This window comes from Gilliamella sp. B3817, assembly GCF_026536705.1.
Taxonomy (GTDB): domain Bacteria; phylum Pseudomonadota; class Gammaproteobacteria; order Enterobacterales; family Orbaceae; genus Gilliamella; species Gilliamella apicola_I.
The window spans coordinates 194,143-209,129 of sequence record NZ_JAFNNV010000004.1; the positions used below are offsets into that span (position 1 = coordinate 194,143).

Here is a 14,987-nt window from a genome sequence, read left to right on the forward strand (position 1 = left end):
AGGCTAGACATTATTGTTTCATTGTTTTATTTCCTTTCATCCATTCCTTGCAATTTAATGCAGCCCTAGTTTATCTAGGGTTTTTTTTTGCTTATAAATCACGATAAGCTCGAATTAATCTCTGAAACAATAAATGATTGACTTTAAAATCTCGGCATTCTAACAAAAATAACTGAATCTGAATATCAAATTCAGTTATTTTTATGCAAAACTACGCCTGTTTCGATGTGTTCTGTATAAGGAAACTGATCAAACAAAGCAAAATGTTTAATCGAGTGCGTTTCTGTCAGTTGCTGTAAATTTTCACGCAATGTATGAGGGTTACAAGAAATATAAATAATGGTTTTATAACTTTTTAAATTATTTAATGTTTCTATGTCTAATCCTGCACGAGGAGGATCAACAAGTACCGTATCACACTGATAGTCATCTAAATTAATGCCTTTCAATCGATTAAATTCTCGTTCTTTTCTTATAGCTGACGTAAACTCTTCAGCCGATAATCGAGCAATAATCAGATTATTAATATGATTGACCGCAATATTATGTTGTGCCGAATAGACCGAAGCTTTGGCAATTTCAGTGGCTAATACCTTTCGGAAATTTCGAGCCAACGCAATTGAAAAATTACCATTTCCACAATAAAACTCTAGCAGATCACCGGATAAACCTTGGGTGACCGAAGTAGCCCACTCAAGCATTTTAATATTGACGGCTGCATTAGGCTGCGTAAAACTATTTTCAACTTGCCGATAAATCAAATTGTTACCCATAACCGGTAAAACTTCATCAACATAATCAACATCAATAACAATTTTTTGATTACTTGCTCGACCTATAATATGGCAGTTAACACCTTGTTCGGCTAACTGTTGCTTTAATTTTTCAGCTTCTACCCGCCATTCATCGGATAATTTTTTATGATATAAAAGTGTAATAAGCAGTTCACCACTTAATGTCGAAAAATAATCGATTTGAAAAAGCATATGGCGAAGCAAATAATTAGGTTTTAAAAGTGGAATAATTTTTTGCATAGCATCATTAACAAGAGCTGTTGCAATCGGGAAAGTTTCTACTTTTATTCGCTTTTTTGTATTTTTATCATACATGATATGATAAAGGTCATCTTTATCATGCCATATTCTAAATTCTGCACGCATACGATAATGACTGATTGGAGACGAATACACGGTTAAATCAGGTAGTGAAAAATGTGATAAAAGCGCTTTTAAATTCGTGACTTTATTTTCAAGCTGTTGTTGATATTTTTCGTTAGAGAAACATTCTGCCATTTTAATTATCAGATTATTAAAAAGTGGTTATAAAAAATTAGTCAATTTGATTTAATGCTATAGACTAAACAGAGATATAAAAATTGATTTTCGCTTAGTATATCACAAAGATTTTAGCCCCATTATTTTATCTATGTTATCATAAACCACTATCAATGGTAAGCCTGATACCACCCAACGTTAACTTTAAGTCACTTGTCATCAAATTTGCATCATGAAATTCAATTTATGCAGTTGGTCAGAATTGACGTTTTTTCTTAATGAATATTACATTCACTTAAATAAGTTATTTTCATTCATTGACATTAATTATCTGGGGATTTACTAAAATTAGCGCATTAAGCTTTCATTTGGTTGAAATGTTGGTATCACCATAGACAATCATTGGTGTGATAATATTGTAGTTATATTGATTGCCGTTATAATGTGTTTTAAATTTCTCGTTATAAAGGTCATTATGACAACGCAAACTTTTTCCGATTTACAAATAGATGATGTATTAATTAACAATCTCGAAGCCCAAAATATTATTACCCCTACTGTAATTCAAGCACAAACGATCCCTGTAGCTTTAGATGGCAAAGATATCTTAGGATCGGCACCAACCGGTACCGGTAAAACACTTGCTTTTTTAATCCCAGCGGTACAACATCTTTTAGACTTTCCGCGTCGAAAACCGGGGCCACCAAGAATTTTAATTTTAACGCCAACGCGTGAGCTTGCAATGCAAATTGCAGAACAGGCAAAAAACTTAACGCAATCAACGCATCTGAGTATTGCGACAATTACTGGTGGTGTCGCTTATATGAATCATGCAGAAGTATTTAGTAAAAACCAAGACATTGTCATTGCCACAACCGGACGACTATTGCAGTATATTAAAGAAGAGAACTTCGACTGCCGAGCGGTGGAAATGTTGATATTAGATGAAGCCGATCGCATGTTAGACATGGGCTTTTCACAAGATGTGGAAACAATTTCTGCCGAAACCCGTTGGCGCAAACAAACCTTACTTTTTTCAGCGACACTGGAAGGTGAAGGTTTATTCAATTTTGCCAGTCGAATTCTCGATCAGCCCGTTGAAATTAATGCGGCTCCGTCCCGTAAAGAGCGTAAAAAAATCATCCAATTTTATTATCGTGCTGATGATCTCAATCATAAAGTTGCTTTATTAACCCATCTTCTCAAGCAAGATGAATTTAAAAAAACAATTGTATTTGTTCGAAAACGTGAACGGGTACACGAACTGGTAACTTGGTTACATCAAGCAGGTATAAAAAGTTGTTATTTAGAAGGCGAGATGGTACAAGCAAAACGCAATGAAGCAATAAAAAGAATCAGTAACAACACCGTAAACGTCTTAGTGGCTACTGATGTGGCTGCTCGGGGAATCGATATTGATGATGTTACACACGTCATCAATTTTGATGCGCCAAAAACAGCAGATGTCTATCTACACCGTATTGGTCGTACAGCAAGAGCAGGTAAAAAAGGGACGGCTATCATGTTAGTTGAAGCGCATGACAATGATCTATTACTGAAAATTGAACGCTATATTCAAGAACCCATAAAATTGAGAACGATTGAAGGATTACGTCCTAAAACTAAAGCACCAAAACCGACTTGCAAGAAAAAACCGTCAAATAAATCAAAATTGAAGCGTGGTGCAAAAAAACAGGATGACACAGCAAAGAAAAAAGTTAAAGTCCGTTTACGTGACACCAAAAATAAAGGTAAACCTAAACACAAATTAAGCGAATCGAATAATTCAAAAGTTTGACATAGTCAGAGCTTATGAAAGCGATTGTTAATAACAACTTGGACAATTTTTATCAGTTGCTATAATACATTCCATCAAGGTTTACAATATTTTTGGTTTTATACAAGGAGAAACACATGACATTAGTCACGCGAAAAGCACCTGATTTTACTTCATCAGCAGTTTTAGGTTCTGGTGAAATTGTAAATAACTTTAATTTAACTCAGCATATTCAAGGTAAATATGCCGTTGTATTCTTTTGGCCAATGGATTTTACTTTTGTTTGTCCATCAGAAATTATTGCTTTCGATCATCGTCTTGAAGAATTCAAAAAACGTGGTGTTGAAGTTATTGGTGTTTCAATGGACTCAGAATATGTTCATAACGCATGGCGAAACACTCCGCAAGATAAAGGTGGAATTGGCGAAGTTAAATTCCCAATTGTTGCCGATATCAAGCACACTATTATGCAAGCTTATGGTGTTGAACATCCTGAAGCAGGTGTAGCGCTTCGTGCATCATTCTTTATTGATAAAAATGGAATTGTTCGTCACGAGACTATCAATGATTTACCTATTGGGCGTAATATTGATGAAATGATCCGTATTGTTGATGCTTTCCAATTCCATGAAGAACACGGTGAAGTTTGCCCTGCACAATGGACTAAAGGTAAACAAGGTATGCAAGGCAATCCTAATGGTGTTGCAAGCTACTTAAAACAACACGCTAACGAACTTTAATATTCTACTCTATACTGAATAACTTATTGAAAAGATTAACTTTCAATTCAAGTTACTTTGTTAAACCGGAGATGTTCTCCGGTTTTTTTTATTCTTAATTGTTTTCTTAATTCCCTTTTTACTTTGAATAAATTCATTCAATAGTTTTGTGTACATTAACTAGAAGATGAAAAGATTGAAATGAATGTCTATTTAGATAAATTCTGTGACTTGAAACGGATCTTTTATCAATAAAAATACTTTATCAAATTGAGTTATCCAGTTGAAAATAGTTTGCGAACGATTAAAAACAATAATGGAAAATAATTTAACACTTCGTTTTACATTGTCATATGCAGTCCAACCACGCCAACAATAATAATGACCAATCCCAATAAACGCGGTAAATTTTTAGGCTCATTGAATAAAAACATATTGGCAAATACTGCTCCGGATGTGCCAAGTCCAACCCATACGGGGTAAACAATACTCAGTTCAAGATAATGAAGGGAGAAATAAAAAAGAACAAAAGAAACAAAAAATCCGCCCCAATATAAAACTAATCTTATTATTTTTTTTTGTTCAGCATAGAGCTTCAATCCTATTGCCCCTATCACTTCAAAAAATGATGCTGTTAATATTAAAAGCCATCCCATAATAAAATCCTCAATCTGATCTTTGTCGATTAACTATCTGTACGTTTAAGTTGCACAACGCCAATTATGATTAATGCTACAAAAAAGAGTTGCATCATTTTGATTTCTTTACCAAAAAGCACCATATCAATAATCGTTGCCCCAACGGCACCAACGCCGGAAAATATGGCATAAACAGTGCCTGTTGGAATGGTCTTACAGGCATTAGTTAAAAATGTAAAATCGACAATAATTAATGTGATAATAATCATCCAATGCCAATACTCCGTTGCAACACTAAATCCTAAAATCCAACATAATTCAAAAAAGCAGGTCAATATAACAAATCCCCACTCTTTATTAATGCTAAACATAGCTACCTCGCTGCTATCATTTTACTTATTGCTTGATTTTGCTTTTTCTACCGATGTTTATATCGTTGAAAAATAAGATGGTTCGCAAACATGAAGGTTTGCCACCGAAAGATCAACATGTTAATGCAGAAAAACTACGTGGTTTAAGATTAAACTAACTTAAGTCGCACTAAAACATTTTGATATATCATTACTAGTTTACTTAGCTTATTCTTATTCAATTCTATAATGAAGATACAAAATTGGCAAGGCTAACCCTGATTATTCGCTATATTTCAGTGTTTCATTAAAAAATTGAAGATAAGTTGATTGAAACGGTTTAAACAGATATGAATAAATGTTTAAGCACACAATTACACGTAAATTTACTTCCCTATATAAAAGGAAGTAAACTTCTAACGTAATGATTATAAAGACTGTAAATAGTTTGCTATATCTTCTATTGTCACCACAGGCAATTGATGCTTTTTAGCGAACTCAACCACTTGGGGCGCTCTTGCCATTGAACCATCATCATTCGTTAATTCGCAAATCACAGCGGCAGGTTTCAATCCAGCTAGCTTGACCAGATCAACCGATGCTTCGGTGTGTCCTCGACGAGCAAGTACTCCACCTTCTTTTGCTACCAGTGGAAAAACATGACCAGGATGATTTAAGTCACTGGGTTTAGCTTCATCGGCTACGGCAGCTTTAATCGTGGTAACGCGATCTGCCGCTGATACGCCAGTTGATACCCCCTTTGCCGCTTCAATTGAAATAGTAAAGGCAGTATGATTTTTACTGGTATTGTTTGCCACCATCATGGGAAGATTCAATTTTTCACATTGTTCTTTTGGCATACATAAGCAAACGATTCCACTTCCATAACGAATTGTCAGTGCCATTTGTTCTGTCGTTATGGTTTGCGCTGCCCAAATAATATCACCTTCATTTTCCCGATCTTCATCATCTAAAACTAACACGCCTTGCCCTGCTTGAATCGATGCAATCGCTTTTTTGACACGTTCTGATGGGGTTCCAAATTCATTTAAATTAAACTGATTCATGGTAAATACCTAGGTCCTTTTTTAATATATTTATTATTTTTCTAAATTATCTTGGTATTCCAAATTAATACTCATCAATCGTATTTTATGCATTGCCAAGCTAATTTAATTAAAAATAAACTTAATACCAGAATCAGGGCTGTGCTTGACCATAGTGATATTGCTAAAAAGTAAACTATGCAACTAATAGCAAATTAAGAAAAGATAAGCAACTCTCTTTTATCCAGACTTTCACTGTCGGCTTTGGAATTTCACCAAATCTGCTAGACCTTAATACCTATTAATCATCTTCAAATTCACTTCAAATCATTTTGCACAACAATGAAATTGATTTTAGCTATTTGAAATATTGACTGACTAAAATATTAAGCGCTCGTGGGCTATACCACCGGTGGGGACTTGCACCCCGCCCTGAGAATTTTATTAGTAAACTAACTCTCAACACTATAATACAAATCTAGTAAAAAGACACGGATATTTTGAAAGGAAAATATTGCCGCATTGTGCGGCAATATTAAGTTTTAAAAAGATTTAATGCATGCGAGTTTCACGCAATCGACGACGTTCAGATTTACGCATCCATAACCACGAAATAAATCCAATAATGCCAACAATTAACAAAATAATTGTGGCAAGTGCATTAACTTGAGGATCCACACCTAAGCGAACTTTGGAGAAGATCAGTTTAGGTAATGTCATCGCACCTGGGCCGGTCACAAAATTAGCAATAACCACATCGTCAAGTGATAATGTGAATGCAAGCAACCACCCTGACACTAATGCCGGCGCAATCATTGGTAAAGTAATCACGAAAAAGACTTTTAATGGATTTGCGCCTAAATCTAATGCAGCTTCTTCAATGGATTTATCCAACTCTCGTAACCGTGCGCTAATAACGACGGTGACATAAGCTGTACAAAATGTAGTATGAGCCATCCAAATCGTGATCGCCCCCCGATCTTTTGGCCAACCCAGTACCTGCCCCATTCCTACAAAGAGCAATAGCAAAGCTAAACCCGTTATTACATCAGGCATAACCAAAGGTGCTGTTGTCATAAAAGAAAACAGATTTGACCCACGAAAACGCCTAAAACGGATAATGGCAAAAGCAGCTAAAGTACCAAGTACAATCGCAAATGTTGCTGCACAAGCTGCGATAGTTAAACTTAAACCAACCGCCTTGAGTAAAGTTTGATTATGAATCAATTCAACGTACCATTTGGTTGAAAATTCTGCCCAAACAGTCACCAAACGTGAACTATTAAATGAATAAACAATCAAAATAATCATTGGGATATATAAAAAAGAGAATACCGCCAATAATATAAGCCCTTTTAAACATCGGCAAGCTAACGCTAATGTAATAATTAACGTGACAATCAGACTAAAAACAAAACAGCCCACGTAAACACTGCCATTTGTAATAAGTTCAAATCCCGATGATGAAATTAAAAGCGTTAATATAAATGAACCGATCAACAATGACACAAAGACAATCAAAGCTGAACGTAGGATAATTGGTAAATTGTTCATCTATTTACCTCCCATTTGTCGATTTTGGAATTTGTTGAAATAATAAATCGGCACAATCAATATTAACAACATCACCGATGCAACCGCTGAAGCAGCAGGCCAATCATGATTATTAAAGAATTCTGTCCATAACTGAGTACCTATCATGATTCCTTCTGACGGCCCCAATAATTCAGGAATAACATATTCACCAACGGCAGGAATAAACACTAACATTCCCCCTGCAATTACTCCATTTTTTGTCAATGGTACAATGATTTGAAAGAAGGTTTTAATCGGTTTACAGCCTAAATCTAACGACGCTTCAATTAGCGTTGAATCAACTTTGATTAACGATGTATAAATCGGTAAAACGACAAAAGGCAAATAAGAATACACAATTCCTATATACACAGCGAAATAGGTTTTCATAATGATTAACGGCTGATCGATAACGCCTAACCACATTAAAAAATGATTTAAAAGCCCATTAGGATTTAAAATACCTATCCACGCATAAACACGAATCAAAAAGGATGTCCATGACGGTAAAATAATTAGTAAAAGCAAAATATTTCGCGTTGACGGTTTACATTGCGAAATAGCCCAAGCTAGTGGGTAACCAATTAAAATACATAATAAAGTTGATATAGCCGCAATTTTTAATGATTGCAAATAAGAATCAAAATAGATGGTATCACTCAATAAATTGAGATAATTACCAAAATTTAAGGTTATATTGAGCAATCCATCGTCAAAGCTAAATAAATCCGTATACGGCGGAACAGCGGATGCTATTTCGGAAAAACTGATCCTAAAAACAATTAAAAATGGTAATAAAAACAGTAGCAGCATCCATAAATATGGAATAGCAATGACTGTTAAACGACCATAAAGCGTCATCAAATCTGTATCATCAGGCTGTTTTTTAATTTTCTTAATTGCAAAATAAATAGCAACTAAACCAGCAGGTATAAATAGAATACTGCCAGCAATAATCATTCGATAAGCAAGTCTAGAAGGCTTGTAATTTGCTAAAAACAAACCAAAACATGACATTAAAAAACTTAATACTAATGCAGTAAATAGCGCATCTAAAAATAAGTTATCAAATGCATCTGTGGTGACAAAACGCCAATAAACACAGAGCAAGACAAATGCATTTAATACTACACTCCAAAAAATGGAACGCATCGTTATATCCTCTTTTGTTTATTCGGTAAGTACCACACAGCTATCAACTTCCCAACTTAGGTTAACTATATCTCCCCAAGTAGGCATTCCTTTTCGATAACGGTGCTCATTTTGTAGTTGTGCAATGATAATTTGCCCACTTGATAACTTAACATGATATATTGATAAATCACCTAAATAGGCAATTTCAACTACTTCACCTGTTGCAACGTTATAACCGTCTTCTGGAATGTCGTCACATAATTTGATTTTTTCCGGTCGAAGCGCAACTTGAATTGGCACACCTTCAACCGCTGGTGAATCATAATCAACTTTTATTGGATGTTTTATCATTGGACAGCTAATAATCAATCCGTCTTCAAGCGTTTCTTGTAAAATGCCATCAAACACATTTACCGATCCAATAAACTCAGCACTATAACGACTGTTTGGATGTTCATAAATCTCTTCAGGCTCACCAATTTGAACAAATTGACCTTTATTCATAATGGCAATACGACCAGCCATGGTCATGGCTTCTTCTTGATCATGGGTAACCATAACACAAGTTGCCCCTACTTGTTCTAAAATACTGACAACTTCAAGTTGCATACGATCACGCAGTTGCTTATCTAACGCTCCCATCGGTTCGTCAAGAAGCAATAATTTTGGACGTTTTGCTAAACTACGTGCTAACGCTACGCGTTGTCTTTGACCACCAGATAATTGATGTGGCTTACGTTTTCCAAATTGTTCCATATGCACAAGCGCAAGCATTTCTTCAACACGGTGTTTGATCTCTTTATTGTCTAATCTATCTTGCTTTAAACCAAAAGCAATATTTTGCTCAACCGTCATGTGAGGAAAGAGAGCATACGATTGAAACATCATATTGATTGGACGATTATAAGGCGGAACTTGCGATAAATCTTTACCATCTAAAATAATTTGCCCAGATGTTGGTTGCTCAAATCCTGCTAACATCCGTAATAGGGTCGATTTACCACTACCTGAAGCACCAAGCAAAGCGAAAATTTCACCGGTGTAGATAGTGAGATTAATATCATCAACAGCATAATAATCATCATTAAACACTTTGGTTAAATTTTTGATCTCCAATAATGGCGTAACCATCTTTTTTTTAGGCTGAACCTGAATTGTTGTTTTATTATTCACACTTTTTTCCTCATAACAACAAGCCATAAAAAACGAAACGGAAAGATTAAATCAATCTCTCCGTCTATAATAAATAACACTTAATAATCAATTATTTGTTAAAACTTTATCGACCAGTTTTAAGTTTTGTCCACGTACGAGTAATCACGCGTTCAAGTTTAGGTTCTTTAACTTTTAATGTAAACAATTTTTCCATGACTTCAGGTGATGGATAAACCGCAGGATCGTTTTTAATTTCCGGTTTAACAAAATTGTCATTTGCGACTTTATTGGCACTCGCAAAATTAACATCATTCGTCACTTGTGCAGCGATTTCTGGCTTCATGATAAAGTTTAAAAATTCATGGGCTTCATCAACATTAGCCGCATCTTTTGGAATCGCAAAAGTATCAAAAAAGACTAACGCCCCTTCTTTAGGTATTTGATAACCAATATGAACACCATTTTTAGCCTCATTTGCGCGATCTCGTGCTTGCAAAATATCGCCAGACCAACCTAAAATGACACAAATATCACCATTAGCAAGGTCGGTTATATATTGAGATGAATGAAAATAACGAATATTCGGTCTTACTTTTGCTAAAAGATCATAAGCTGCACCAGTATAATCTTTGGCATCAGTGCTATTAGGATCTTTACCTAAATATTGTAACGCACTGGCAAAAATTTCAGTAGGCGCATCTAAAAATGCAACACCACAATCTTTAAGTTTTTCCATGTTTTCAGGTTTAAAGACTAAATCCCAACTATTAACTGGGGCATCTTCACCTAAACGCTCTTTGACTTTATCGATATTATAACCGATACCCGTTGTCATCCAGACATAAGGAATAGCATAAGTATTATCTGGGTCATGGGTCGCCATTAGTTTCATTAAGTTAGGATCAAGATTTTTCCAATTCGGTAATTTACTTTTATCTAATGGAAGATAAATACCTGACTTAATCTGTCTTGCTAAAAAGCTATCAGAAGGTGAAACAACATCAAAGCCGGAATGCCCCGCCATGAGTTTTCCTTCAAGTGCTTCATTAGAGTCATAAACATCATAAACAAGTTTAATACCTGTTGATTTTTCAAAATCATTAATGGTTTCATGACCAATTTGACCTGCCCAATTATAAAAATGTACGACACGATCTTTAGCAATAGCAGATTGAGATAACGCTAGTGTGACACCAGCAAGAATTGAAAGAATTGTTTTACGTTGAGTAAACATGCTCACCACTTCTCCTCTAGTAATAGGGATATTACATGTTAAACACAAGCCCACTGAATCAAAACAATGGACCCCCAAATTTTACCAAAAACCTGTTAAAAAACATAGTCTGGCGAAACCGAGGTAAGCAAGCAAATTATTTATTATTATCTTGATAAAAATAAATGGTTAGCTTAGCATTACGTGGCATAAAATACCTTTTTTTTCAAAGAAGTCTACATAAAATGTAAAATAACTTAAGATTTGAGATTGAGTGACGATATTTTGTTCACTCAACCTTTTTTAACGATACTAAAAATAGATAACGCCAATAGCGTCCTTTCCAATTTTATTCAGCTTTGGCTGGTAGAATTTTGGCATCAGGTTGCCAAACACGATACTTAATTTGGAAATCATTTGGTGCATAAATGACAATTGGTAAGCGACTATTATAGTCTAACCAACCCAAATTATGATGAAGAGTAACAAACTGATTTTTATTAGAACCTGCCGGGCAAGCCATCATGGTTGATAGAACACCGTTACCGGCTTCTACAACATAATAAGAATAACCCCAACCTTTTAATTCTTCCTCTTTAACTGTCCCTGCCAAACGTTGAGAATTACAATCAACATTCATTTCTTTGCCAATTAGTAATTCAATACGAGCATTATTCTCATCAGGCAATGCAGGTAGATTTATTGCAAAACGGGTGTAACCAGCTTTCGCTTCAGGATAAGGTGCAATGTCATTCACATTTTGCACTGTTTCTGGCAATTTAGTTTTTTCAGCACAAGCAAATAAAGATACGCCCATTAAGGCTACCAATATTATTTTTTTCATTTTTTTGTCTCCTGTAAAAATAGGTTCATTAATATTGCATGATATGCTTTTTAAATGATAATGCGTATAATAGCATTATATTTACTATTTACTATGGTTATAAAATGCCTAAAGAAAAAAATACTAATGATTTATTAAAATTAATTCTTAATCTGCTATTAATTGGATTATTTATCATCATTACTTATCGGATTGTTGAACCTTTTTTGTTTGGATTCTTCTGGGCGGTCATGGTCGTGATTGCAACTTGGCCACTTATGATTAAAATTCAAAACAAACTTTTCCATAAACGCTGGTTATCTTTGTTGGTTATGGCATTAATTTTAGCCTTTGTTTGTGTCATTCCTTTTCTTCTCATTATTAGTAGTGTAGCACAAAATGGACACTATCTGATTGAATGGGCAAAATCACTATCTCATCACGAGTTACCCACTCTTGATTGGCTAAATAGCATTCCTATGTTTGGTGAGGAATTACATCAAAAATGGTTAGAGCTGATCAAAACCGATGGTTCAGATTTAATGAGCAATGTTCAACCCTATATTGGCACTATGATTAAGTGGTTGATCGAGCAAGTAACTAATTTAGGTATTTTCATTTTCCATGCTGGTGTCATGATTATTTTTAGCCTGTTACTTTTCTTAAAAGGTGAAAGTATTACCAAATATGTTTATGTATTTGCTAATCGACTCTCTAAACAATATGGCGAAACAACCGTCACCTTAGCAGGCCAATCAATTCGTGCAGTCGCATTAGGCGTAGTGGTAACCGCCATTACTTTAGCTTTAATTGGTGGTTTAAGCTTTGTGTTAACGAATATGCCGTTAGCGGGTCTATTAACTCTAGTACTATTTATTTGTTGTGTTGCCCAAATTGGGCCAGTTGTCGTCATGCTAGGTTGTATAATTTGGCAATTTTGGAGTGGTCATACGGCTTCAGGTATTATCTTAATTGTCGTCGCAGTAATACTGACGACACTTGATAGTGTTATGCGTGCTTATTTAATCAAAAAAGGCGCTGATTTACCTTTTTTACTTATTCTATTTGGTGTTATTGGTGGATTACTTGGATTTGGTATTATGGGATTATTCATCGGGCCAGTCGTATTAGCCTTAACCTATAAAATTATTCAGACATGGGTTGATGAACAATCTTAAACAATTTATTATCATCCCGAAAATAAGATTTTATAACGTTGTGACTAAATACATTAACAAATGTTGTATAAAAAGGAGAATTATTTTCTGATATAATTCGTATTACTCAACGATATGCGTCAGTTAAAATGATATAGAAATCATGCGAATACCATTTATAAAATATAATCACCAAAAACAGCTTGATGAATTAGCAAAAATTTCTCAACATGCCGATCAATACCGTATTATATATAATCCTACAGACTATCGGCTTGCTTTGCTTGATGCAATTAAACATGCCAAGGAACGCATCTATATTGTTGCGTTATATTTAGAGCAAGATGAAGCAGGAAAAGAATTTCTTAAAGAATTATATAATGTTAAGCAACAAAATCCCAATTTAGATATAAAAATTTTTGTCGATTGGCATCGAGCACAACGCGGTAGGATTGGTGAAGACAAAAGTCAAACTAATGCAAAATATTATTACCAATTAAAACAAGAAAATCCTCAAGTTGATATTCCTATTTATGGTGTGCCTGTTAATCGCCGTGAAGTGCTGGGCGTTCTTCACCTTAAAGGGTTTATTATCGATGATACCGTGATTTATAGCGGTGCAAGTATAAATAACGTCTATTTACATAAGCTGGATAAATATCGCTACGACCGCTACCACTTTATTACCAATAAAGTACTCGCCGATAGTATGGTGAACTATATTAATGACAATTTTTTACCTTTTAGCGGATTACAACGGCTGGATGGTGAAAACCATAAAACCAGAAAACAACTAAAAGCTGAGATTAAAGCCCTTCGTCAACATTTAATGAATGCAAAATATCATTATACGGGCGATGCCGATAATCAATCCCTTTCAGTATCCCCTATTTCAGGTTTAGGCCGTAATAACTCATTAAATAGAACGATACATCACCTAATTAATGTTACTCAGCAAAAAATTATCTTTTGTACCCCTTATTTCAACTTACCTAATATTTTAGTTCGTGACATTATTCGCTTATTGCGCAAAGGTAAACAAGTGGAAATTATAATCGGTGACAAAATCGCCAATGATTTCTATATTCCAGAAGATAAACCTTTCAATATTTCAGGTGGGCTACCTTATTTATATGAAATTAACTTAAGAAAATTTATCGAACGACTGCAACCTTTTATTGATAAAGAACAACTCATTATTCGATTATGGAAAGATGGCGAACAAACTTATCACCTTAAAGGTATTTGGGTCGATAAAAAATGGGTATTAATTACGGGTAATAATCTTAACCCAAGGGCATGGCGATTAGATCTTGAAAATGGTATTTTAATTCATGATCCTAAACAAGAATTGCAAGATCAGTTTGATAAAGAACTTGATACAATCAGAGAAAAAACCACATTGGTGACACATTTTCAACAAATTCAAGCCAGCCAGTTTTACCCACCTCACGTACATAAGTTAATTAAAAGATTAACTCGCATACGTGTTGATCGGATTATAAAACGCTTATTATAAAACGAAAATAAATGATAAGCTGTTAGTAAATCGTCAACTAAAATAAGCTATAGAGAATAAAATTGACTAATTATTAAAGATAATAACAACTGTTCTTAGTCAAATTTAATCTCTATAGCTTTAAAAATTTAACGAAATAATATTTATTCAGGGCTATTTTTTTGCAAACTTAAAACCGTTCGGCCATTTGAAGCACTAATTGCAAAAATATCAATCGCTCTAAGCACAATGCGCCTAGAAAGCAATGACAATAACAAAGGGATTATTGCCTAAATCAACCAATAAAATATCAGCCTTAGTAGATTATTTTAAGGTATCTTTTATAACCCGATTTGAATAAAAGCTTGCTTAAGTTGTCGACTTTCAACATAAGCTGGTGCATAAAATGTTTCAATCATGGTGTTAAATTTCCGACTTAACTTCAACTATTTTTATCAGCATCCATTAATACATTATACATTTGAATTGATGACTATTATTATATTGATAACAAAAAATAATTAAAATACACCAAACAAAGTGATGACAAATAAGTTAAGATAGAGCATGACAAATTGTTATATTTTTCAGTAAAAAAATTTTTACAGTTGCTATATTTAATAGATAG

Annotated in this window: 12 protein-coding genes, 1 pseudogene and 1 riboswitch; of the genes and pseudogenes, 4 read left to right on the forward strand and 9 right to left on the reverse strand. The window is 34.4% G+C overall.

The features are described 5' to 3' along the window. Positions 1-191: 191 nt before the first annotated feature. Positions 192-1,292, reverse strand: coding sequence for a tRNA (uridine(54)-C5)-methyltransferase TrmA (trmA, locus tag J3U36_RS07220; protein ID WP_267350690.1), 1,101 nt, complete (start codon positions 1,290-1,292; stop codon positions 192-194). 457 nt (positions 1,293-1,749) lie between these two features. Here trmA and srmB point away from each other — a divergent pair, with 457 nt between their 5' ends. Together srmB and J3U36_RS07230 are read left to right on the forward strand one after the other, a co-directional pair. Then, the gene (gene srmB, locus J3U36_RS07225; RefSeq protein ID WP_267380475.1) at positions 1,750-3,072 is read left to right on the forward strand and encodes an ATP-dependent RNA helicase SrmB; all 1,323 of its coding nucleotides are present in this window, start codon (positions 1,750-1,752) and stop codon (positions 3,070-3,072) included. Positions 3,073-3,188: 116 nt separating this feature from the next. Next, entirely contained in the window at positions 3,189-3,791 is a 603-nt protein-coding gene (locus J3U36_RS07230) for a peroxiredoxin C (protein ID WP_267350686.1), read from the forward strand. A gap of 320 nt (positions 3,792-4,111) precedes the next feature. On the opposite strand, the gene J3U36_RS07235 is transcribed toward J3U36_RS07230, so the two are convergent. From J3U36_RS07235 to eco, 8 genes and pseudogenes are all read right to left on the reverse strand, one after another. Beyond that, the gene (locus J3U36_RS07235; RefSeq protein WP_267350685.1) at positions 4,112-4,426 is read right to left on the reverse strand and encodes a DMT family transporter; all 315 of its coding nucleotides are present in this window, start codon (positions 4,424-4,426) and stop codon (positions 4,112-4,114) included. Positions 4,427-4,455: 29 nt separating this feature from the next. Further along, positions 4,456-4,779: a DMT family transporter gene (locus J3U36_RS07240; RefSeq protein WP_267350683.1), complete on the reverse strand. Its 324-nt coding sequence runs from the start codon at positions 4,777-4,779 to the stop codon at positions 4,456-4,458. A 407-nt stretch (positions 4,780-5,186) separates the two neighbouring features. Further along, positions 5,187-5,825, reverse strand: coding sequence for a 3,4-dihydroxy-2-butanone-4-phosphate synthase (ribB, locus tag J3U36_RS07245; RefSeq protein WP_267350682.1), 639 nt, complete (start codon positions 5,823-5,825; stop codon positions 5,187-5,189). Between the two features lie 207 nt (positions 5,826-6,032). Beyond that, positions 6,033-6,248, reverse strand: a riboswitch (FMN riboswitch). A 108-nt stretch (positions 6,249-6,356) separates the two neighbouring features. After that, positions 6,357-7,115 (reverse strand): ABC transporter permease subunit, encoded by a 759-nt coding sequence (locus J3U36_RS07250; RefSeq protein WP_411590935.1) that lies wholly within the window; start codon positions 7,113-7,115, stop codon positions 6,357-6,359. Positions 7,116-7,358: 243 nt separating this feature from the next. Further along, positions 7,359-8,228, reverse strand: a pseudogene (gene potH / locus J3U36_RS07255) (putrescine ABC transporter permease PotH); the annotation flags it as partial. 321 nt (positions 8,229-8,549) lie between these two features. Continuing rightward, the gene (potG, locus tag J3U36_RS07260; RefSeq protein WP_065559507.1) at positions 8,550-9,644 is read right to left on the reverse strand and encodes a putrescine ABC transporter ATP-binding subunit PotG; all 1,095 of its coding nucleotides are present in this window, start codon (positions 9,642-9,644) and stop codon (positions 8,550-8,552) included. A gap of 148 nt (positions 9,645-9,792) precedes the next feature. Then, positions 9,793-10,902 carry an extracellular solute-binding protein gene (locus J3U36_RS07265; RefSeq protein ID WP_065559442.1) on the reverse strand — a complete coding sequence of 370 codons (1,110 nt, stop codon included), beginning with the start codon at positions 10,900-10,902 and terminating at the stop codon, positions 9,793-9,795. Positions 10,903-11,230: 328 nt separating this feature from the next. Further along, the gene (gene eco, locus J3U36_RS07270; protein WP_065559441.1) at positions 11,231-11,725 is read right to left on the reverse strand and encodes a serine protease inhibitor ecotin; all 495 of its coding nucleotides are present in this window, start codon (positions 11,723-11,725) and stop codon (positions 11,231-11,233) included. Between the two features lie 104 nt (positions 11,726-11,829). Here eco and ydiK point away from each other — a divergent pair, with 104 nt between their 5' ends. Together ydiK and pssA are read left to right on the forward strand one after the other, a co-directional pair. Continuing rightward, on the forward strand, positions 11,830-12,882 hold the full coding sequence (ydiK, locus tag J3U36_RS07275) for an AI-2E family transporter YdiK (protein ID WP_267350674.1): 1,053 nt from the start codon (positions 11,830-11,832) through the stop codon (positions 12,880-12,882). Between the two features lie 142 nt (positions 12,883-13,024). Then, the gene (gene pssA, locus J3U36_RS07280) at positions 13,025-14,380 is read left to right on the forward strand and encodes a CDP-diacylglycerol--serine O-phosphatidyltransferase (RefSeq protein WP_267350672.1); all 1,356 of its coding nucleotides are present in this window, start codon (positions 13,025-13,027) and stop codon (positions 14,378-14,380) included. The last annotated feature ends 607 nt before the right edge of the window (positions 14,381-14,987 follow it).